We start from the raw sequence: 20,848 nt of genomic DNA on the forward strand, positions 1-20,848 counted from the left end.
TTTTCGCATGTTGACTGATACACAAAGAGACAAGTGGCAGAAAGACGGATACGTCAGGCTCGAAAGTTTCTTTGCGCCAGCGGCTCAGGAAGATATCTCTGATTTTGTCGAAGATGTGTCACGCTGGGACGTCAGCGATGATAAATGGCTCATGTGGTTCGAGAAGACGACGGACAATCGAAAGATCATATCCAAGATCGAGAATTTTCTCGACTACCATGATCCATTGCGTCGTTTGCTATTAGCAGATCAGCGCATAAAGTCAGCAGTCGATGATTTGCTTGGAGAAGATTCGCGCAGGCTCAAGGAGTTGCTTATTTTCCACTACCCCGACAGCGGCGGCTATCTCCCGCATCAGGACATTTATCACATTCCACACAAACTCCCCGACCGGATGGTCCATGCGGTGGTTGCCATAGGCATCGACGACTCCGACCCGGAAAACGGCGGGCTTTTCTTCAGCCCCGGCAACCACAAGAAGGGGGTGTTCCCCATGGATGCCGGTGGGGTGATCGATCCTCAAGTCGCCGAAACGTTCTCCTGGGAACCCGTAGTATGGAAGGCTGGCGACATCTTCATCTTCGACGATTACGCACCGCACTACTCACGACCGAACAAAAGCAATCGTTCTCGGCGCACACTCTACTTGGTGTTCCAGCGTGCCTCAACCGGTGGGCCGACCCGCGCTGAATATAACGTGCTTAAGCGCGCCCTTAACCCGCCCGAGGGCAAAGTGGCCGATCTCGACAATCTCAAGCCCCCAAATGGCATCTTCTATCGCGATTGAGCTCACGCAGCCAGGCGGAGGCATGCACACGAAACTGATCGACCGCTCACGAAATGCGCGGACGGTATGGCGGTCTGATTTGCGGGCTAGCGGAGCATCGGACGCTTTGGCACGTGGATTGTGGAGGGGTCACAGGCGGCCTTCTGTGTGCCTACAGCCCGACCTAGCGCCCCCCTTGGTCGCCCGCCTGCCGGCCCAGAGCTGCACTATCCTGGCCGGGCCGCCAACGGGTCGGGCTGCCGTTTCTCTCCATGAAGTGCACTTGAGGCTGTTCGTTGGCAGCCGAAGGTCCGTCCCACTCTTCAACAGCTTAGGTTCGTTGTCATGCGCAAATACACGTTTTCTCGAACGGAGCTGTCGCGAGCGTTCGGTATCGACACGGCCACGCTTGGAACGGGCAGTGCTCGCACGGGGTTTTCGTTCGGAAAGGTTGGACCCGGGGTCACATCCGAGCCCCATCGGCACGACGAAATCGAGGCCTTCGTGATCCTGTCTGGTGCGGGCAAGGTCAGGACCGACCTTGGGGAAATCTCGGTCGAGGCCGGCGATGTCGTTCTGTTCCACCCTTTTGAAGCGCATGTGCTGCGCAACGACGGGAACAAAGACCTAGATTTCGTCGATGTCTACTGGCGTGATGGCGAGGCCGCCCTTCATGTCGCTGCAAAGATCACGGCACCACGCGGGCCGACCTTCGTCTTCTCAGCGCCGCCAACGCCAAATGGCGATCTGCATCTGGGGCATCTTTCTGGCCCCTATTTCGGCGCTGACGTCTATACTCGTTTCCTGCGCATGAAAGGAGCCGAGGCCTATCACCTGACCGGAAGCGACGATCACCAGAGCTACGTCGCGACACGCGCCGATGCCAATCAATCGACGCCTGCAAACGTGGCGCGCTACTACGCCGACGAGATTCGCGCCACGCTTGCACTTCTCGATTGTGACGTCCACAGCTTCCAAGCCACAATGGGCGATGACGGTTACGGCGAGTTCCAAGCCGCGTGTTTCCGGAGTCTTCTGAGCAGCGCGGCGGTAGATTTGCGCCAGAGCCCTGCGCTTTTCGATGCTGTGACAGGCCACTATCTTTACGAGCCGGATGTTGGCGGCCTCTGCCCCGATTGCGGCGGCTCCGCCGCTGGCAACATCTGCGAGGAATGCGGTGCCCCAAACCTTTGCCACGACTTAGGTGCAGCGCGGTCACGGCAGTCTGCCGAGGCGCCGCTGGTCGGCTCCCTCCGCCGTCCGGAACTTGCCATGGACCAATGCTACGACAATATCGATCGGCATCTAAGGGCGTCGGGCATCCCGCTACGGATCTTGGATCTCTTCGCGCGCCTACGCGAACGCGGCGACTTTTCAGTGCCCATTACCCACCCCTCGGACTGGGGCCTGCCGGCCGAGGGGTTCCCGGGCCAAGTGATCTGGGCGTGGCCGGAGATGGCATTCGGTTTTCTGTACAACATCCAGGCGCTCGGCCGCTCGATGGGTCGCGACTGGAAGGCGGAGATGCCCGGCAACGACTGGCAGATTGTCCATTTCTTCGGCTTCGACAATTCGTTCTACCACGCGCTACTCTACCCCGCTCTTTACGCCGAGGTCTTCTCCCACTGGGCGCCACGCATCCGCTATCACGTCAACGAGTTCTACCTGCTCGACGGCAAGAAGTTTTCAACCAGCTGCCGCCATGCGGTCTGGGGCAAGGAGGTTCTGAGCCCAAAGACAGTCGACGTCGTGCGCCTCCATTTGGGCCTGACACGCCCAGAAGGTGAGCGGACGGATTTCACGCTGGACGCGCTGCGCCGCACCGAGAACGAGGTGTTCCAAAGGATCTGGCTGAAGTGGCTTGAGGCGTTGAACCAGGAAATCAAACAGGATTTTGCCGGCCATGTACCCGATGCAGGCGACTGGAGCCCGGTTGACCGCGCCTTCTTTGCTCGGATAGAGACCTATCGCGCTGCGATGGAGCGCGCCTATTCGGACGAAGGCTTCTCGGTTCGGCGCGCGGCCGCTCAGGTCTGTGATTTCGTGCGCGATTGTGTGATCTACCGTGGGGCGCGAGACTATACGGCGGCCCGACGTTTCTATCCCGCCCGCAATCGGACTTCGCTGGCCCTTCAGACGACGGCCGCTGCGATCCTGGCACCGACACTCGCTCCGCTGATGCCCCGCTTCGCCAGAACGCTGGCGCGAGGCATCGATGGCGTCTCGACCGAAACATGGCCCCGGTCCGTCCAGCGCCTTGCGCCCGGGGCCCGCTTTGATCTTAGACCCGTGTTGGTGTTCTACGCCAAATCCGGCAATCCTCATCTCGATGAGGAGGTAGCACTATGAGCCCGAAGGTGCACCAGTGAGCTATCCCAATCTCGACCAGATCTGCGCGGCAACCAAAGCCGACAATGCCAAATATGCTGTCACTGGGGCGACCAAGCCGCTATCAAACGGTAGAGACCAGATTAGCGGACCTGAACCAACGTGTCGTCGACAACCCTGGCCCGCGGCTTCGAGGACCGCTCGGCCGATCGCTTCCAGCCCTTGCTGTTCGTGCCGCAATGCCGTGTGGGCTCGACTGCGCTGACTAACCTCTGCGGCATCGGGATTCCGTCCTCCAGCCGGTCAAGGCTGTCATGCGATTCGACCCGCTTGGTCAACCTGGCGCCCTGGAACGTGCGCCGATCACCAATGTGAATGCGAATGCCTGCGTGATGTTATCTTCTATTCTGTCCGAGACTGTACCGACGCGGCATTCAGCCGAAGAACAACTGAGCTACTGACAATCGGAATGTAGCAGGTTCAAATTCGGGTCCGGATATTGCTCACAACCAGCGTTCAGGATCCGGCATGGTGCACAAGCTTCCAATCAGACCCGCGCAACGCACAGCCCTTCGTCTGAAGTTATTCGGCTAGGGCCGCCAAATCGCAAGCGTATCCTCCTTAACATTCACGAGGTCTTCGCCGAAATGCAGACGCTTGTCGCAGGAGAGATAGATCCCTAAATTATTAGGGTGCTCCTCAGGATTGCGTGTTTGCTCGGGTATGGACCGCCCTAATTGAGGAGCGATTCTACAATTCACATGTTGGAGATCGCTCGCTAGGTAGCCCGCCTGTGCAAGCCGATGCTTCAGATGCCGCCCATGCAGAGATATTTCATTTCGAGGTAATCCTCGAGCCCATGGCGGGATCCCTCCCGCCCGATGCCGGACTGTTTTATCCCACCGAACGGCGCCGCTTCCGAAGACATCCGGCCGGTATTTACCCCCACCATTCCGTATTCCAAGGCCTCGGCGACACGCCAAACACGCTTCAGGTTGGAGGCATAAAAATAGGCCGCGAGGCCGTAGATCGTTTCATTGGCATCACGCACGACCTGATCCGCATCTTTGAAGCGAATAATCGGTGCGAGCGGCCCGAATGTCTCTTCGCGCGCGACGGTCATCTCGCTGGTGACACCGGTCAGGACCGTTGGTTGGAAAAACGTGCCATTCGTGCCGATGCGTTTGCCCCCGCATCGAATCGCGCCGCCTTTAGCTACGGCATCGGCAATATGGGATTCAATCTTGGCCAAAGCCTTCTTGTCGATGAGGGGTCCTATGTCCACTCCGAGCGCGAAACCGTCACCAACTTGAAGTTGGCGAGCCCGTTCAACGAATTTCTCGACGAACTCGTCGTGAACGCCCGACTGGACGTAAAGGCGGTTCGCTGAAACGCAGGTCTGGCCGGCATTGCGGTACTTCGCCTGGATCGCACCGTTAACCGCGGCATCGATATCGGCGTCATCGAAGACGATGAAAGGTGCATTGCCGCCGAGCTCTAGGCTGACTTTTTTGATCTGGGCCGAGCACTGGCGCATGAGTAGGCGCCCGATCTCAGTAGACCCGGTGAAGCTGATCTTGCGGACCTTGGGATTTGTGCAAAGTTCGCGGCCGACCGCGTCAGCTTCGGATGCATAGATCAGATTGACGACGCCTTCGGGAAAGCCTGCCTGATGGGCGAGGGCGAACATTGCTCCAGCCACGAGCGGCGTCTGTTCAGCGGGCTTGAGGACGATCGTGCAGCCCGCCGCCAAGGCTGGGGAGATTTTGCGCGCCACCATCGAGGCCGGGAAATTCCATGGCGTTATCGTGCCGACGACCCCGATGGGCTGCTTGATCACCAACATTCGGCGGTCGGCCGATGGTGCGGAGATCGTCTCGCCATAGACCCGATTTGCCTCCTCGGCATACCATTGCAGATACGCCGCAGCATGCGATATCTCCGATTTGGCTTCCGCAAGCGGCTTGCCCATCTCCGCAGTGAGAATTGCAGCGAGATCGTCGGCGTGGTCGATGATCAACTGATGCCATCGCCATAGAACGTCGCTGCGCTCACGTGCGGTAAACCCTGCCCATCCAGGCTGCGCGACATAGGCCTTGTCGATCGCAGCGCATGTCTCCTCGACACCCATATCGGGTAGTTCTGCCAGCACTTCGCCGGTCGACGGGTTGAGAACCTCAAATGTCCGCTCGCCCATCCGCGTGCCAAGTGCCGGCAGGCGATCGATGGGTCCAAACAGGTCAGGGGATCGCAGGTGACGGATCATCGGCGGGCACAGGGCAATACCGGATTCCTCCTCAACGCAGCAGGTGTATATAGCAGGCGGGGTGTGTATTCCGGACGTAAAGGTTCCTTATAGGGCCTCGGCCATACAGCTAGCAGACCACGGTACCCAAGTGGGAGGGAGAATACGCTACAAGACGCTTAGCGGTTCTACTAGTCGGGCTCGACGGTCGGTTGCGCGGTGGCAGGTCCGGCCCGCGCGCAACTTGCCATAGGTCTTCGCTGCCAGCGCCTTCACCGTCTCAGGCTCTGCGTCGCCGGCCACCACCAGCACGGCGTTGTTCGGTCGGCGGTATTCGTTGGAGATCGTGAATGCGTCGGTGCCGTCCAGCTTCTCCATCTCCTGCCTCCAGCCGTTGACCCGAATGCGGTAGGGCTGATTGGCCGCAACGTCGCGTTGACCTCCTCGTCCACCAGACCTGAGGGTCCGTCTCTCTGCGCCAACGGCGCTCCTCCAGGATCACGTTTCGCTCGGTCTCGATATCATCGTCGTTGAGAATGAGGTTGAACATGCGATCGGCCTCGAAGCCCATCATCTCGCCCAAAGCGATTTATAGTCGGTGAGGGCGGTATTGTGGCCGCTGACTGAGACGGCTCCGTCGAACTCGCTGTCGGCCCGGTTGGGCGTCCCCCTGAAGATCAGACGCTCGAGGGAAGGGGCAAGTTCGGGTTTGCCCGGTGGCTCGTCGGCGCTGCGGACCTTGTGCCAGATCATATCAGTGACGATTTGCGCGGGGTCATGTCGACCGTTCCATGCCATCATCGAGCAGGAAATCCGTAATCTTGCCGCCGTCGGTGGCGGCCAGAGCCGGAGCGGTCGTCGCCAGGCCAGGGCGGTGGCAGTGAACGGCTTGCGCAGCCAGGGGGTGATCGATGGCTCCGGTTGGAAAGGCAAGTTTCGAGGCAGTGATTTGTTCCTCATTTTCATGAACGGGCTGCGTCTTCGATCCCGTGGGAGGATCGCGGGCAGGTCGAGCCAGATGAATCATGCGGCCAGGGCTCACTCGAGCCTCATCTTGGGATGAGCCCAGGAGACCGGCGGCGGTGTTCTTGGGGGATGGTCATTGGAGGGATTTTCCTTGATCCGCGACGCCTTGCGGACGACCACGCATGCACCGTGCCAGATCAGAAAACATTCGAGGCATGTGGACAAGTCAGTCTGACATGTTGTGCATCCGACATTGTGGGCCATCGAACAGGGCTGAAGGCGACGCGAGCACGGCTGAGAATACTCTTCTTCATTGGAAGACGATTGGGCGCGCTGCTGGGGAAGGGGGACGGGATGCGCTTCGAAGGCCGCTGCACCGACGGTCAGAATTGAAATGTTGTCGCTCCAGCGGACCGATGTCCTCGACAGTCAGACCGGGCGGTGCTGAAGGGTAGAGGCGTGAGCAGCGTAGCTAAGTGGGCGCGGACCCAGCTCGCGCGCGAAGACGGACCTGAAAAAAAACGGCGGGTGGCGACATTCGCGAGGCGCTGGAAAACGAGGTCGTAGGACTGGGCGGGAAAAGCGATGCCGTTGCTGTCTTCTGGCGTGATGGCCTGCCGCGAGGCGGTTGAACAGTGATGAGTTGCTGCGGAAAGGGGAGTGTTTTCGCGGGACCTTGGTCAACGTAAGAAACAAACGTCGAGCTCGCCTTGGATGGGGGCATGCAGCACATTTGCCGCTGCAGGACAGCAGCACGGAAGCTGTCCGCGCTTGCCGTCGTCCATGGGAACCAAACAGCAGAATTTAGCGGTCGCGATGATTTCATGTGCATAAAATACCGCCTGGTGCGCTCGGCTGCAAATGCACCCTGGCGAGTGGTCGCTTAGGTCAAGAGCATCGCGTGAGTAACAGCCTTACCTTGCTCAACCTGATGCGCGCTAACCGCCTCGCCGGATTGTGGAACTGCTCGCGGGTGGCTTCTACCACAAACAGCAAGGTCATGAAATCAAGCAGGAAGTCGTCAATCGCTTGGGCGATTGTTTCTGACTTGCCCTTGAACTGGTCCAGCAAAACGCGCGCGCTATCGATCGCTTCCACGCTGGTCGCATCGATCAACCCCTCGACCCTCTTGAAACAGTCCAACTCGAAACTCCTTAAAGCGCTTCCAAGCCGTTATGCACGAAGGCAGCTCCGTGAACTACCCGGCCTTTTACCTGACGGCACGAGCAGCAGTCGGCCTTACGTCTCGTGCCAAAGCACGAGCTATAGACCTGGGCGCTGAGGAGCGTTGGAAGATCGAGCGCTTCCGGCCTGGTCGAGCGGTAGTGTGGACAGTGCTTGCTGGCGGCTACGCCAACAATGGAGTGCGCCAGCTGATTGGGGCTTAACAATTTTTCGCTTTTTGCTGCGCCCAAGTCTCGGCTATGACTCGGACAGGCCCAATGGCCTGCCCCACGTTGCAATTGTAAAAGAGGAATAATTATATGCCGACTGGAACGGTAAAGTGGTTCAACAGCACCAAAGGGTTTGGATTTATCCAGCCCGACAATGGCGGTCCGGATGTTTTCGTCCACATTTCCGCTGTCGAACGCGCGGGCCTCTCGACCCTCGCTGACGGCCAGAAGATCAACTATGAGATCGAGCAGGACCGCCGCACTGGCAAGTCCTCAGCTGGCAGCCTGAGCAAAGCTGGTTGAAATTTTCTCCTGCGAAGTCGCAAGAGTGGGCGTGTAGGCCCGGAAGTGCTCACTGCCGCTCGATAGGGACGAGCAAAAGTGAGGGCAGCAGATTGCTGCATGGGTTGCGAATTCCTCATGAAACAAGTTGTTGGAAAGGAAGGCGGGGTTGGCCCCGCCTTTTTTATGCGACGCCCAGATTAAGCCGACGGCTGCAACGCTGCAGAAGGAATTTCAATTGCCGCAATCAAGCCGCGACCTTCTTGCGAGTTCGCTTCGTCGGCACCGGCGCTTCCGGCTCTTTCGGCGCTTTCGGTTTGCGGCCGAGCCCCATCGTTTTCGCCAGTGACGAACGCTTCGCGGCGTAGTTCGGCGCCACCATGGGATAATCCACCGGCAGGCCCCATTTGGCCCGATATTCACCCGGCGTCAGCCCATAGTGGGTCGACAGATGGCGCTTTAAAGATTTGAATTTCTTCCCGTCTTCAAGGGAGATGATGTAGTCCGGTGTCACCGACTTCCTGATCGGGACTGCAGGCGTAAGGGCAACCGGCTCTAGTGCAGAGATACCTCCGGCCGTCGCTCTCAGAGCCGCATGCACTTGGCCGATGAGGGCAGGGAGATCCCCCACCGGGATCGGATTGTTGGACACGTAGGCCGACACGACGTCGGCGGCAAGCTCAATGAGGGTGTCGACGTTTTTTCCGGCTTCTTCTGTCATGAAACTCTCCAGGGGTGAAACATAGTCAGCGAAGCGTCGCTTCATAGGGCCGGTTGCCGCTGAAAGCAACAATGTCTCTGACTGCGTTATTGCCAATGCTCGTCCAGAAGCGACATCGATGCGCCATATTTCGCGGCGTGACCGCTGAGCCACTCGTTGTTGGCGACCCTGCCGAGGTGCGTGGCGCGTGCCGCTCTAACTTAGCGCCGAAGTCGCTAGTAGCCTCGAGGCTAAGCGCGCTGTTTTTGTCTCGCTTTGCTTCTTTGGACTGTGAAATCGAGCGATAGTGGTCGCTTGATGGTGGGCGTCAGGGACGATGGAACAAACGTTCATTGGCAATGGCCAAAGTGATGTAAGTTCATCGCCGGTGAGCCGCTCTTGCAAAGGGGCTGGGAACCGCCGCTGATAAACCTAGGACATCAATGTATTTCGAGGCGTTTCTTAGCCGGTCCTGGAGAGGCGGCAATGGCTGCGGATGACACCTGTTCCAGGATATCAAACAGCGCGGCGACCGGCAGCTTCTCGAATCTGGAGCGGCTTCTCGCAAGTTGGCGCCGCGCCGAGAGGCCGGGCAAGGACAGTGAGCCGCCTGCATCAATGATATGCATCAACCAGCCAGCGACGCGTCCTAATACAGAATGCCGCGACCGGCCGTGTGATCTCGCCGGTAGTCGCCGAGGCCCTCTGCATGAAGCCTCGTGATGTGCTGACGATCAACCAGGCCAGAAAGGTCGACGTCCTGAAGCAGGGATGACATGAGTTTGCCACTATGCGCAGGCTTGCAATGCCCTTCCGCGGCATTTTGCGGGGCCTGTGAGTTGGGCAAGCTCGGCACTTCGATCGACTTGGCGTCACCCGGCTCATCGCCAACACGCGTTTCGGTCTGGTCCTACGCCGTGACCTTGACTCCGTTCGCGATGCCATTGAACTGCCGTGGAGAGCGGCCGAGGCGGAAGGGCTGATCAACCGCCTGAAGACGATCAAACGTACCATTAGGCAGCGCCGGCTGCGAACTCCTTAGGCACGCATGCTGCCACTCAGCCGGCCTGATCACCACACGAAGCGAGGAAGAACCTGGTCAAGTGCAAAGCGACAATTGCCTCGACAGCAGGTCCCGGAAGGTTTATGCTGCCCGATGTTACCGCAATCCTGAATGGCGATTGAGTACCTTCACGACTGAAGGGAGTGGAACTGCTTTGTCGGCCAAATTGTTGACGGAACGCCCGGCGCCCATTGTTGCTACATGTCTAGATTCTTGGGGCGTTTTGGATGATGCAATCCACCATCTCACTCCAAAGGGCAGTGGAATCTGGAACAACGTCGCTTTTGTACGCACTACATCCTTCGTGCCCGATTGGCATATTGTCTTTAACTCTGCTTCTCTTTTTGGGCTCCCTGTTGATATCGAGGCGAGCCCAAACAGGACAATCTTTGCAATCGGCGAACCGCCGACGAAAGCTCATCGTGCATTTCATGAAGGGCAGGGGAAGAATACTATCGTCCTGACGTCTGACGAAGAGCTGGCTGCTCGGCAGAATGCAGCGCGCCGATTCGTTTTGTCTCCGCCTATCACTCGGTCTTGGTCTGTAAACAAGACATATGACCAACTTCTGGTCAGCGAAGTGGTGGATAAACCGCTTCGGCTCTCATGGATTACCAGTAACATCGCCCTGCTAAAAGGACATCGATATCGGCTGGCGTTTCTGGAACGGCTGAGAAAGGAGCTCGATTTTGACCTGTTCGGCCGAGGTTTTCGGCTGATTGGAGATAAATGGAACGCACTCGCACCTTACCGTTACAGTATAGCGTTCGAGAATACTCGTGCTGACTACTATTTTACAGAGAAGCTTATGGACTGCTTCGTTGCTGAAACAATGCCGATCTATTACGGCAGCCCAGCAATCACGAGGTTCTTCCCTTCGGACTCTATGGTTCTGATTGACCCAGAGGACAAGAACGTAACCCAAAAAATTCAAGAAATCATCAACTCAGACCTCTGGAAGGAACGTCGCGGCGCAATAAGAGAGGCGAAGCGGCTAGTCCTCGAGAAATACAATACGTTTGCTTATCTCGCGGGCTTCATCGAAAGCGTTCAGGATAAACCCTTACCGCCAGAAATTATACACATCGAATCGCCTGAAGTTGATTTTGCAACAGACGAATGAATTAATCCAACGCTCGCTTCGCGTGCCCGGCGGTTGGTGGTCTGGCGAGATCGGTGCGGAGCGCTCGGCGGAGAATGCCTGCTGCGCAGACGGGCCGGCACGGGCGCACAAGGTCATGCGCCCGCGGCTGCCGCTGATCAGACGAACTGGGGAAGGCCAGGAACGGAATTGAGGACCTCGTCCACGAGTTCGTCGCCGGCATGTTCCTTGGCGCAGGCGATCGTCTCGTTGGCGAGGGCGGCGATCTTTGCCATGCTGAGACCCTCACCCATCAATTGCTGCCCGAGCCCCATAAGGCCGCCACCCTCTGGGTCGTCGCCATGATACTTCGCTACTAATTCCGAAGCTCCCGGAATGGCCTCGATCATGCGCGCGCCGGGACCGTCGGCCGCGTGGCTCCGCAGGAAACCCAGCATTAACCCAACGGCCTTCTCTGCGAGAGCCGGGCCGATGCCGGCACCAGTGGCGATGCGCGGTAAGATTTCTTCCATGCAGGGTCTCTCTCTCTTTGATTAGGTTTACAAGTGGCCGGTCCGGCGCCCCGCGCCCTTGGCCGAACCACAATGGAACTCCACTAAATAGGCCAGCGGAAGTGCTATTGCGCCTAAAACCGCCTCTGTCAACGCAAGCTGCGTCGGAAGTGCGTGTTTCGCAAACCGAAGATCATTGCAATTCACTTCAGTAGCATTGGCAACCGCACAGTTTGCGTTGGCTCGCTTATGGGCCAATGCCCCGCGCCCGTCAAATGATGACGACAACGTGGTCGGCGCCTAGGATCTGTGGATCAAGGTGAGGCAGTTACAGCGGGTGGACCTGCTCAAGCGCGGCGCCTTCGACACAAAGGGCTAGATTGGCGATACTGCGCGTGTTGGCCATGTCTTTCCTGGCGTGATGGGATGTTCGTAGAAGCGGAGCTATATGCCGGTGTGACGGTCCACCAAGGCGGAACGCCTATTCCGATACGAGATCCATACTGTCGTATAGACCGTCGCTGCTTAGGTGTTGAAACCGCCATCGCTGGTGACATCACAATGTGCAGTCGGCGGGTGTCGACAAGGCCGATTGCGTAATCAGCAGGTCAGGAGGAACGAATGAACCCTGACGTTTCAGAAGCTCACTTTTCGCAAGGCGTGCAGCGCACATCGTGCAAGAGATTGCCAGTCTTGCGGATGCTGTCGACTTTCTCAACCTTGGCTGGAAGATCGCAGTGACCGAATCTACGAAGCCGCCCTCAGGGCGTGCTTTGATGCATACAACCGGTTGCCGACCAGGGATACCCCTCCTCCCTGAAGTCCAATCGAGAAGAGCGATCCTTCCAAGAGGGTCCCAGCTCAGCTGCGAAAACAGGTGTGAGATCCCGTCCTCTCCCTCAAGCTGATCTAGCTCAGGGCGTTCATGAGCCGCAGATCGCATAATGGCTGCGTGGACGACGCAGGAAGACCAATTATGAAAATCCTATTCAGTACGATGGCTGTCACCTTGCTGGCACCCACCGCCTTTGCTGCGGATTCGATCCCCACCGACCTCAGAGATACGGCATTGGCCACCTTCACGGCTTTGCCATCCACCACGCCGACAGTCGCCAACAACCCGATCACCCCGGAAAAGATCGCTCTCGGCAAGGCACTGTTCTTCGATCCACGCGTCTCGGCGTCAGGCGTCTTGTCGTGCAATTCATGCCACAACCTGGCCACCGGCGGCGACGACAATCACGAAACCTCGATTGGCCATGGTTGGCAGAAGGGACAGCGCAACGCGCCGACTGTACTGAACGCTGTCTTCAACATCGCCCAGTTCTGGGATGGTCGTGCCGAAGACCTGAAGGCTCAGGCGAAGGGACCGGTCCAAGCCGGGATCGAAATGGCCAATACACCGGGCCAACTCATCGCCACTCTCAAGTCCATGCCGCAATATGTCGAGTGGTTCGATGCAGCTTTTCCGGCTGAAGCCGATCGGGTCACCTTCGACAACTTCGCCAAGGCGATCGAAGCCTTCGAGGCGACACTGGTCACACCTGCCCCGTTCGACAGCTTCCTGAATGGTGATGAGGTTGCCATGACTTCCGAACAGAAACAGGGCCTGGTGCTTTTCATGGACAAAGGCTGCTCGTCCTGCCATGCCGGCATCAACGTTGGTGGGCAAGCCTATTACCCATTCGGCCTCGTGGAACGGCCCAGCGCCGAAGTCCTGCCGGACAAAGACAAGGGCCGATTTGAGGTCACCAATGCAGCCGACGATTCCTATGTCTTCCGCGTGGCGCCGCTGCGCAACGTTGCACTCACCGCGCCATACTTTCATACGGGCAAGGTTTGGGATCTGAAACAGGCCGTCGCCATTATGGGGACCACCCAGCTCGGCGTAGTACTGGCGGACGAAGAAGTTGACCTGCTTGTTGCCTTCCTCAACTCGCTGACCGGAGAGGCACCTGACGTCGCCTATCCCATCTTACCCTCAGAAACGGCGACAACGCCCCGGCCTGTAACGCAGATCTCAGGAAAATAAGGGCCAACTGGCTGCGGACTCGCAATCGAAAATGATTGGCGATTTTTACTTGGCGACACGAATTGCGACGTCCATCTCCGAATTGGCGGGACGCTAGCGATACCCGGACCCTGCCACCTCGCCCGTAGTCTGCGCGATCAACTGGGGGCGGACAGACGCAGCACCATATATTGTCGCTGCCTGAGCGAACGCGCCAAGCAGTCTACTTTGAGAAACGACGCGTGTCCGATTTGTTCGAGGCGCGGGGCCTGTATGTCCCCAAGGAACCAATATTATAGCGTAGTGCCACATTTATATTTCTGCGGGATTAAGACACGTGCCGTAGGGAAATTGCACATTTGCGCCGAGTGGCTCATTTCCAAGAGTGTGCCGGTTTGGCATGTTCACGGCCGACAGGAGCCAGCCGGTAGCTCACCACACGGTGAGGAAGGAGAAGCCTCAGGCCACTTTCTCCCGGAGCGCGCGCGCTGCAGCGACCATGTTAATGAGGGCAGGGCGGACCTCCTCCCACTTGCGTGTTTTGAGGCCACAGTCCGGGTTTACCCACAGTTGGCCGTCGGACAGTCGCTCGCGGGCAAGCATGATTAGGTCCGAAATCTCGCAGACCTCCGGCACACGTGGTGAGTGAATGTCATAGACGCCGGGACCGATCTCGTTCGGATATTTGGAGCTCGTGAAGGCGTCCAGCAGTTCCATCTTGGAGCGCGACGTCTCAATCGAAATGACATCCGCATCCATTCCAGCGATCGCGTCGATGATCTCGTTGAACTCCGAATAGCACATGTGGGTATGGAGTCGAGTCGCGTCCTTTACACCCGTTGAAGCGATCCGGAAGCATTCGACAGCCCAGTCGAGATAGGCTTTCCAGTCAGATTGGCGCAGTGGCAATCCTTCGCGAAACGCGGCCTCATCGATCTGGATCATCCTTGCGCCGGACCTTTCGAGATCCGTCACTTCGTCGCGGATGGCGAGCGCGATCTGGCGGCAGGCTTCGGAGCGGGGTACGTCGTCTCGAACAAAGGACCAGTTGAGAATGGTCACTGGGCCTGTGAGCATTCCCTTCACAGGCTTTTCCGTAAGCGACTGGGCGAATTGCCACCAGCGCACCGTCATCGGATTGCGCCTCGATACGTCCCCGAAGATGATGGGGGGACGCACGTAGCGCGACCCATAGCTTTGCACCCAGGCATGCTGAGTGAAGGCGAAGCCGGACAGCTGCTCGCCGAAATGCTGTACCATATCGTTTCGTTCGAACTCACCGTGCACCAGCACGTCCAGCCCGATCTCTTCCTGCCAACGAATTGCTGACTCGATCTCCTTCTTCAGGAAAATCTCGTAGTCGACATAACTGAGCTGGCCCTTCGCATGAGCGGACCGCGCGCGGCGTACCTGCGGCGTCTGCGGGAAGGACCCGATTGTCGTCGTCGGGAACGGCGGCAGCCCGAGCGTGCCGGCCTGGACTCTGGAGCGCTCGCCAAAAGCGCTCTCTCGTCGTTTCATGCTATGGTCAATGCTGGCGATCCGCCCCTCAACAAGCGGGTCATGGATCTTCGTGGACGTCAAGCGAGTGGCGGCAGCCTCGGCAGAAGCTTTCAACGCGGCTGCCACCGCATCCCTGCCTTTGGAAAGGGCCCGGGCCAGCAAGACCAGCTCGTCGGTCTTCTGGGCCGCGAAGGCGAGCCACGACCTGATGTCGGCCTCGAGTTCCGTCTCCATGCGCAGGTCAATCGGCACATGCAGCATCGAGCAAGAAGGCGCGATTTCGACGCGGTCCAAGGGCCAGCCGGCGACGATCGGTTTGATGCGGTCGAGAATGGCGGGCAGGTTCGCACGCCAGACGTTGCGGCCATCGATCAAGCCGAGCGAGAGCACCAGATCCTTCGGAGCGAGCCGACCCACCGTTTCCAGCTGCTCGGGAGCGCGCACGAGATCAATATGCAGGCCGGCCAGGGGCAGAGAAACCGCGGTTTCGAGATTGTCTCCCAGCGACCCGAAATACGTAGCCAGCATGATCTTCAGCTCGGGCGCGGCTTTCGACAGCTGGCCATAGGCGAATTCGAACGCAGCTCGTTCGTTCGGGTTCAGATCGAGGACAAGCGCTGGCTCATCGATCTGCACCCAGTCGGCTCCCGACAGCTTCAGCCTCTGCAGGACTTGCTCGTAAACGGGCAGCAGCCGCGGTAGGAGCGCGATGGGACCGAACCCTTCGGCACGCGATTTCGCCAGCTTGAGGAAGGTGATGGGTCCAAGGATGACTGGGCGTGTGTGAATGCCGAGAGCTTTAGCCTCGAGGAAGTAATCGACCGGCTTCGATGACGAGAGGGCGAACGTCTGATCATCATCGAGTTCCGGCACAATGTAGTGGTAGTTGGTGTCAAACCACTTGGTCATTTCCATCGCGGTTACACCAGGTCCATGAGCCTCCTCCTGGTGACCAGCGTGTCCACAATCCTCCGTCTGACCCTGGTTGCCGCGCGCCATTGCGAAGTAGATGTCAAGTGGGACCTCGCCGCTATTCCAGCCGTACCGGGATGGAATGGCCCCGACCATGGCTGCGGTGTCGAGCACATGGTCGTAAAGCGAGAAGTCGTTCGACGGGATTTTCGACACGCCGCGATCGCGCTGCTCTTCCCAGCTAGCGGCTCGGAGCGCCTTCGACGTCGCAAGAAGGTCGCCAGCGGACGATGTTCCGGACCAGTAGCTTTCGAGGGCGAATTTCAGTTCTCGCCGACGACCGAAGCGCGGCACGCCGAGCGTTGCTACAGGAATTTGCTGAGAGACAGTCATGTCATACCCCGATGGTTGGGGGCGTCGGTGACAAGGAAGGCGCTAGCAGGCCGGCACGCCGGTTGCAGCGGCCACCGAGACACCCCGCCCGTGGACGTAATTCGCCGTGGCAGGTCTCTGGCTCGCGGGGTCATAGCCTCTACCCGTCTTCCCGAGGGTATTCGCCTCAGTGACATGAGTGGATTGGCTCGCCGCTAACAGTTGCGGGGGCAGCGCCGGCATCGCACCGGCTTCCCTCTTAGCTCCGCTGCGGCAGCACCGTACGCGAGAACCACAACAGCAGACAATCACAGCAACCCGCTCTTTGTCAATGACGCATAATGAAATGTTTATGTCGTTATATGGTCGCGTTTTACGCCTTTGTCTAGCATTGTGAAATATTCAGTCTGCTGCCCGCATTCGGCATCGTGGGACGTGATCGCAAGTCAAGTCCGACGGACGCCGCGAGTTCTCCGTTACCTCAGGAACCTTACTGGCCTTCCCCAAGCTGAGCTTCTGGAAAATGCTGGTGACGATCTGGATGACGGTGAATGCCGTCATGGCAAGCACGCCTTGCACCGCTCCTCCAGCGAGCTTCACGGCAGCAGCATGGGTCAGTTCTCCGAAGCGAATGGCTGTCGCTATCAGCGAGCTTTGACACAGTTCCGCCACTGCGGTCATCGCGTCAGTAGGGCGGGTGGTTAGTTGCCCGCGCATCTACAGCAACCCAGCCCCTTCCGCCTCGCGGCGCAAATTCTGCCTTGGCCTTGGGCCGATCTGCTGGATCACCAGGCCGGCCGCCAGCGAGCCAAGGTCGCCGCAGGTCTTGAGGTTGCGGCCCTGCGTGTAGCCATGCAGGAAACCGGCGGCGTAGAGGTCGCCGGCGCCGGTGGTGTCGACCAACTCCTTGATGGCGGTCGCCTCGATGACCACGGTCTCGTCGCCGCGCACGATCACCGAGCCTTTTTCGGAACGGGTGACGGCGGCAATCTTGCAGTCCTTGCGGATCTGAGCCAGCGCCTCGTCGAAGGATTTTGTCTGGTAGAGCGACTTGATCTCGTGGCTGTTGGCAAAGACGATGTCGACAGTGCCCGAGCGCATCAGCTCGAGGAACTCGTCGCGGTAGCGGTCGACGCAGAACGAATCAGACAACGTCATCGACACTTCGCGTCCGGCCTCGTGTGCGAGCTTCGCCGTCTGCCGGATCGCCTCCTTGGCGCGCGGCGGATCCCACAGATAGCCCTCGAAATAGCTAACCTTGGCGCCGGATGCCTTGTCGGCCTCGACATCGTCAGGGCCAAGCTCGACGCAGGCGCCGAGATAGGTGTTCATCGAGCGCTCGCCGTCGGGCGTGACGAAGATCATAGAGCGCGCCGTCGGCGGCTGGCCCTTGAGCGGCCTGGTGTCGAAGGCGACACCCTGTGCATGGATATCGTGCGCATAGATTTCGCCCAGCGCATCGTTGGAGACCTTGCCGAAGAAGGCGGCGCGTCCGCCGAAGCTGGCTACGCCGGCCGCCGTGTTGCCGGCACTGCCGCCGGAGGCCTCGATCGCCGGGCCCATGCGGCTGTAGAGCAGTTCGGCGCGGCGCGTGTCGATCAGGTTCATCGCGCCCTTGATGATGCCGTTGATCTCGAGGAATGCCTCGTCGCACTGGGCGATGATGTCGACAATGGCATTGCCGATGCAAAGCACGTCATAATCCGGCATCAATGTCTCCGCCAAAAAACCCGAGCCGGCTTCTCGCCACGCCTGCCAGGCGCGGGTCTGCCCGGTGGAAATGGGCTTTCCGCTTGCCAATCCGTTCGCCGGCGGCTCTCACGGGGCGGCGAGTCCTGCCTCGCGACGCAATTCGTCCGCCCTGTCTGTCTTCTCCCAGGTGAAATCAGGCTCTTCACGGCCGAAATGGCCATAGGTCGCTGTATTGCGATATATAGGGCGTAAGAGATCAAGCATCTTGATAATGCCTTTCGGTCTGAGATCGAACAACTCAAGAATGAGGCGCTCGATCCTGCTTTCCTCAACCCTGGCTGTCCCGAACGTGTTGACCATGACGGAAACCGGACTGGCCACGCCGATTGCGTAAGCAAGCTGCACCTCGCACACGTCCGCAAGTCCGCTAGCGACGATGTTCTTTGCGACATAGCGGGCTGCATAGGCAGCCGAGCGGTCAACCTTGGACGGGTCCTTGCCCGAGAAGGCGCCGCCGCCATGACGACCCATCCCGCCATAGGAATCGACGATGATCTTGCGTCCAGTGAGACCGCAGTCGCCGCGCGGCCCGCCGACTACGAACCGCCCCGTCGGGTTGACCAGAATTCTGATGCCTTCCGTCTCCAGGTGGGTCGGCAGGACAGGCTTTATGATTTCCTCAATGACGCCCTCGCGGACAGTCTCTTGCGAGACCTGCTCGTCATGTTGCGTCGACACGACGATGGTATCCAGGGCGACCGGGCGCAACCCCTCATAGCGCACTGAGACTTGGGATTTCATGTCAGGACGCAACCAGCCAAGCTGTTGTGCCTTCCGGACATACGCCTGCCGTTTCGTCAAGCGATGAGCGAGTTGGATCGGCAAAGGCATCAGGGTATCGGTTTCGCGGCATGCGTAGCCGAACATGAGGCCCTGATCTCCCGCTCCCTGCTGGAGGTCTTGCCCTCTTCCCTCGTCAACGCCTTGGCTGATGTCGGGCGACTGCTCGGTGAGGGCATGAACGACGGAGCAACGCCGGCCGTCAAAGCCGACGGCCTCGTCGTCGTACCCAATGTCGAGAATCGTATCGCGCGCAACTTGGCTGTAATCCACCTGGGCATCGCTGGTGATCTCGCCAGCCAGAACGACTATCCCTGATTTTACCAACGCTTCACAGGCGACGCGCGCCTTGGGATCTGTGCGGAGGATGGCATCGAGGATGGCATCCGAGATGTTGTCGGCCAACTTATCCGGGTGCCCCGCGCCAACCGATTCGGAAGAGAACACGAACTGCCTAGCCATGAATACCTCGCTTCGGATGTTGGATGTGGTATGGGCATTTTGCTTGGCCCACCTTACCTGTCGGAGATGCCCGGGACCTCGAACGCAGCGCACAAGTCGGCAACGTCTCTTCGCACGCAGGCATGGAGATCTTCGTCGTCTGGCCGCTGGAGGACGGAGTCAATGAAGCCAGCAATTTGCACCATTTCCACATCGCGCATGCCCATTGACGTCACTGCTGGCGCCCCCAGGCGAATTCCGCTTGTGACCGCCGGATGCCGCGGGTCGCCAGGCACCATATTAAAGTTTGTGATGATTCCTGCCTTTGCTAGTCGCTCGGCATAGGCCTTGCCCGATAGTGGCCGATCTCGAAGATCAAGGATCAGCATGTGATTGTCCGTCCCCCCGGTAACCAGGTCATAACCTCGCTCAAGCAGTGCATGTGCCAGAGCCTTGGCATTCTTGACCGTCTGTTGGCCGTAGCCTCGGAAGGACGGGTTCGCGGCTTCGTGCAAGGCAACCGCTAGCGCAGCGATGGCATTCATGTGAGGTCCGCCTTGCAGGTGAGGGAAGACCGCCCGGTCTATTCGTCTGGCGAGATTGTATTTGCTCTTTGTATGATACAGGGCCTGATAGCGATCTTCGTTCCTTGACAAAATGAAGCCACCGCGGGGACCGCGGATCGACTTGTGGGACGTGCTGCTGACCACGTCGCAATGGCCCACGGGATTCGGGTGCGCTCCCGCGGCAATCAGGCCGCTGATGTGCGCAATGTCGGCTACGAGATAGGAGTTCGCTTCCAGGGCAATTTCTGCCATTGCCGCGTAGTCAAAGACACGCGGGTAAGCGGTTCCGCCGACCCAAATGAGCCGCGGCCGTTCCCGCTTGGCTGTCTCGCGCAAGCGGTCATAGTCAATCTGCTGTGTCTTTTCATCTAGTCCATAGGGCACGCGTTGATAGTCAGTTCCGGAAAAGTTGATGGCCCAACCATGAGTCAGATGGCCCCCTTCCGGAAGGGGCAAGCCCATGACTTTGTCACCGGGACTCAAAAGCGCACGATAGACAGCCTGGTTGGCCGGCGAGCCGGAATAAGGCTGGACGTTGGCATGCTCGCTGCCAAATAGCGTTTTCAGGCGCCCAATGGCCAGATTCTCAAGCTCATCAACGATCTCGTTTCCAGCGTAGTAGCGCGCGCCGGGGTACCCCTCGGCGTACTTGTTCGTGAAAATCGAGCCGTTCGCTTCCAGCACGGCCGAGGACGCAAAGTTCTCTGAGGCGATGAGCTTGAGGGTCGTCCGCTCCTGCCGCTCCTGTCTCAGAACCAGCTCGTGGACGCGGCAATCAACCGCGGCCAAGGAAGACCGCCCGTGGGTGTCCGGCTGTGCGATTGCGCCGTCTGCGGAGTTGTCCATGGTAGCTTCGCGCTCCAATTGGATTGACCTATTTCACGATCAAGCACGCGGTCCCTTTCGGCCGCGTGTCTCGTACCGCTTCGAGCCGCTGCAGGTCCTGTTTATGATAGCCGTCGCGATGGGGCAGGAGATCGACCAATAATTGAACCAGCCCGCCGTCGTTGGATCCTGCGTTGAGATGGTACGAGCGCCACGGAGGCTGTTCGTTGCAGCAAAGAAAGTCGGCTCTGGCGAGCAGCCGGACGTGTCGCGCAACCCGCTCTCGACACCGCTCAGAATCTCCGCTAGCTCGCAGACAGTTAGGTCCGCATGCGCACAAAGGCCCAGG

Annotated in this window: 16 protein-coding genes and 1 riboswitch; of the genes, 5 read left to right on the forward strand and 11 right to left on the reverse strand. The window is 58.9% G+C overall.

Features of this window, described 5'->3' with window-relative positions; translation table 11 throughout:
• Positions 1-7: 7 nt before the first annotated feature.
• Both NLY37_RS28420 and NLY37_RS28425 read left to right on the forward strand, forming a co-directional pair.
• Entirely contained in the window at positions 8-787 is a 780-nt protein-coding gene (locus NLY37_RS28420; protein ID WP_023743348.1) for a phytanoyl-CoA dioxygenase family protein, read from the forward strand.
• 324 nt (positions 788-1,111) lie between these two features.
• Positions 1,112-3,115: a class I tRNA ligase family protein gene (locus NLY37_RS28425; protein ID WP_023743347.1), complete on the forward strand. Its 2,004-nt coding sequence runs from the start codon at positions 1,112-1,114 to the stop codon at positions 3,113-3,115.
• 787 nt (positions 3,116-3,902) lie between these two features.
• On the opposite strand, the gene NLY37_RS28430 is transcribed toward NLY37_RS28425, so the two are convergent.
• The 4 genes from NLY37_RS28430 to NLY37_RS28440 form a co-directional block, all read right to left on the reverse strand.
• Positions 3,903-5,360, reverse strand: a complete 1,458-nt coding sequence (locus NLY37_RS28430) for an NAD-dependent succinate-semialdehyde dehydrogenase (protein ID WP_198024966.1) — start codon at positions 5,358-5,360, stop codon at positions 3,903-3,905.
• A gap of 147 nt (positions 5,361-5,507) precedes the next feature.
• Entirely contained in the window at positions 5,508-5,717 is a 210-nt protein-coding gene (locus tag NLY37_RS30855; protein WP_023743344.1) for an insulinase family protein, read from the reverse strand.
• A 397-nt stretch (positions 5,718-6,114) separates the two neighbouring features.
• Positions 6,115-6,366, reverse strand: coding sequence for a hypothetical protein (locus NLY37_RS30860; protein WP_353621607.1), 252 nt, complete (start codon positions 6,364-6,366; stop codon positions 6,115-6,117).
• An 827-nt stretch (positions 6,367-7,193) separates the two neighbouring features.
• The gene (locus tag NLY37_RS28440) at positions 7,194-7,448 is read right to left on the reverse strand and encodes a hypothetical protein (protein WP_023671853.1); all 255 of its coding nucleotides are present in this window, start codon (positions 7,446-7,448) and stop codon (positions 7,194-7,196) included.
• A 341-nt stretch (positions 7,449-7,789) separates the two neighbouring features.
• Here NLY37_RS28440 and NLY37_RS28445 point away from each other — a divergent pair, with 341 nt between their 5' ends.
• A complete protein-coding gene (locus NLY37_RS28445) occupies positions 7,790-8,002 on the forward strand; it encodes a cold-shock protein (protein ID WP_023679670.1) in 213 nt (70 codons plus the stop codon).
• Positions 8,003-8,228: 226 nt separating this feature from the next.
• Here the strand turns inward: NLY37_RS28445 and NLY37_RS28450 are convergent, their stop codons facing one another.
• On the reverse strand, positions 8,229-8,702 hold the full coding sequence (locus tag NLY37_RS28450) for a Ros/MucR family transcriptional regulator (protein ID WP_023743342.1): 474 nt from the start codon (positions 8,700-8,702) through the stop codon (positions 8,229-8,231).
• 419 nt (positions 8,703-9,121) lie between these two features.
• The gene (locus NLY37_RS28455) at positions 9,122-9,310 is read right to left on the reverse strand and encodes a hypothetical protein (RefSeq protein WP_023707827.1); all 189 of its coding nucleotides are present in this window, start codon (positions 9,308-9,310) and stop codon (positions 9,122-9,124) included.
• 552 nt (positions 9,311-9,862) lie between these two features.
• Between NLY37_RS28455 and NLY37_RS28460 the strand changes: the two genes are divergently transcribed.
• Positions 9,863-10,867, forward strand: a complete 1,005-nt coding sequence (locus NLY37_RS28460; RefSeq protein ID WP_196815046.1) for a glycosyltransferase family 10 domain-containing protein — start codon at positions 9,863-9,865, stop codon at positions 10,865-10,867.
• Between the two features lie 137 nt (positions 10,868-11,004).
• Here the strand turns inward: NLY37_RS28460 and NLY37_RS28465 are convergent, their stop codons facing one another.
• Entirely contained in the window at positions 11,005-11,358 is a 354-nt protein-coding gene (locus tag NLY37_RS28465) for a hypothetical protein (protein WP_023690586.1), read from the reverse strand.
• Between the two features lie 955 nt (positions 11,359-12,313).
• Between NLY37_RS28465 and NLY37_RS28470 the strand changes: the two genes are divergently transcribed.
• On the forward strand, positions 12,314-13,369 hold the full coding sequence (locus tag NLY37_RS28470; RefSeq protein ID WP_023724684.1) for a cytochrome-c peroxidase: 1,056 nt from the start codon (positions 12,314-12,316) through the stop codon (positions 13,367-13,369).
• A gap of 438 nt (positions 13,370-13,807) precedes the next feature.
• On the opposite strand, the gene metE is transcribed toward NLY37_RS28470, so the two are convergent.
• The 4 genes from metE to glyA form a co-directional block, all read right to left on the reverse strand.
• Positions 13,808-16,156, reverse strand: a complete 2,349-nt coding sequence (gene metE, locus NLY37_RS28475) for a 5-methyltetrahydropteroyltriglutamate--homocysteine S-methyltransferase (RefSeq protein WP_031246657.1) — start codon at positions 16,154-16,156, stop codon at positions 13,808-13,810.
• Between the two features lie 91 nt (positions 16,157-16,247).
• A riboswitch (cobalamin riboswitch) is annotated at positions 16,248-16,447 on the reverse strand.
• 405 nt (positions 16,448-16,852) lie between these two features.
• Positions 16,853-17,845, reverse strand: a complete 993-nt coding sequence (locus tag NLY37_RS28480) for an adenosine kinase (protein WP_286440958.1) — start codon at positions 17,843-17,845, stop codon at positions 16,853-16,855.
• Between the two features lie 108 nt (positions 17,846-17,953).
• The gene (gene metK / locus NLY37_RS28485; protein WP_023693516.1) at positions 17,954-19,129 is read right to left on the reverse strand and encodes a methionine adenosyltransferase; all 1,176 of its coding nucleotides are present in this window, start codon (positions 19,127-19,129) and stop codon (positions 17,954-17,956) included.
• Between the two features lie 53 nt (positions 19,130-19,182).
• Positions 19,183-20,520, reverse strand: a complete 1,338-nt coding sequence (gene glyA, locus NLY37_RS28490) for a serine hydroxymethyltransferase (RefSeq protein ID WP_023743337.1) — start codon at positions 20,518-20,520, stop codon at positions 19,183-19,185.
• Between the last annotated feature and the right edge of the window lie 328 nt (positions 20,521-20,848).

Origin of the sequence: Mesorhizobium sp. C395A (assembly GCF_030323205.1) — a bacterium.
In the GTDB taxonomy this organism is placed as follows: Bacteria; Pseudomonadota; Alphaproteobacteria; order Rhizobiales; family Rhizobiaceae; genus Mesorhizobium.

Coding starts and splice junctions, on each gene's coding strand:
- NLY37_RS28420 (WP_023743348.1), top strand. CDS start 8: ATGTTGACTGATACACAAAGAGACAAGTGGCAGAAAGACGGATACGTC.
- NLY37_RS28425 (WP_023743347.1), top strand. CDS start 1,112: ATGCGCAAATACACGTTTTCTCGAACGGAGCTGTCGCGAGCGTTCGGT.
- NLY37_RS28430 (WP_198024966.1), bottom strand. CDS start 5,360: ATGATCCGTCACCTGCGATCCCCTGACCTGTTTGGACCCATCGATCGC.
- NLY37_RS30855 (WP_023743344.1), bottom strand. CDS start 5,717: ATGGAGAAGCTGGACGGCACCGACGCATTCACGATCTCCAACGAATAC.
- NLY37_RS30860 (WP_353621607.1), bottom strand. CDS start 6,366: ATGATTCATCTGGCTCGACCTGCCCGCGATCCTCCCACGGGATCGAAG.
- NLY37_RS28445 (WP_023679670.1), top strand. CDS start 7,790: ATGCCGACTGGAACGGTAAAGTGGTTCAACAGCACCAAAGGGTTTGGA.
- NLY37_RS28450 (WP_023743342.1), bottom strand. CDS start 8,702: ATGACAGAAGAAGCCGGAAAAAACGTCGACACCCTCATTGAGCTTGCC.
- NLY37_RS28455 (WP_023707827.1), bottom strand. CDS start 9,310: ATGCATATCATTGATGCAGGCGGCTCACTGTCCTTGCCCGGCCTCTCG.
- NLY37_RS28465 (WP_023690586.1), bottom strand. CDS start 11,358: ATGGAAGAAATCTTACCGCGCATCGCCACTGGTGCCGGCATCGGCCCG.
- NLY37_RS28470 (WP_023724684.1), top strand. CDS start 12,314: ATGAAAATCCTATTCAGTACGATGGCTGTCACCTTGCTGGCACCCACC.
- metE (WP_031246657.1), bottom strand. CDS start 16,156: ATGACTGTCTCTCAGCAAATTCCTGTAGCAACGCTCGGCGTGCCGCGC.
- NLY37_RS28480 (WP_286440958.1), bottom strand. CDS start 17,845: ATGCCGGATTATGACGTGCTTTGCATCGGCAATGCCATTGTCGACATC.
- metK (WP_023693516.1), bottom strand. CDS start 19,129: ATGGCTAGGCAGTTCGTGTTCTCTTCCGAATCGGTTGGCGCGGGGCAC.
- glyA (WP_023743337.1), bottom strand. CDS start 20,520: ATGGACAACTCCGCAGACGGCGCAATCGCACAGCCGGACACCCACGGG.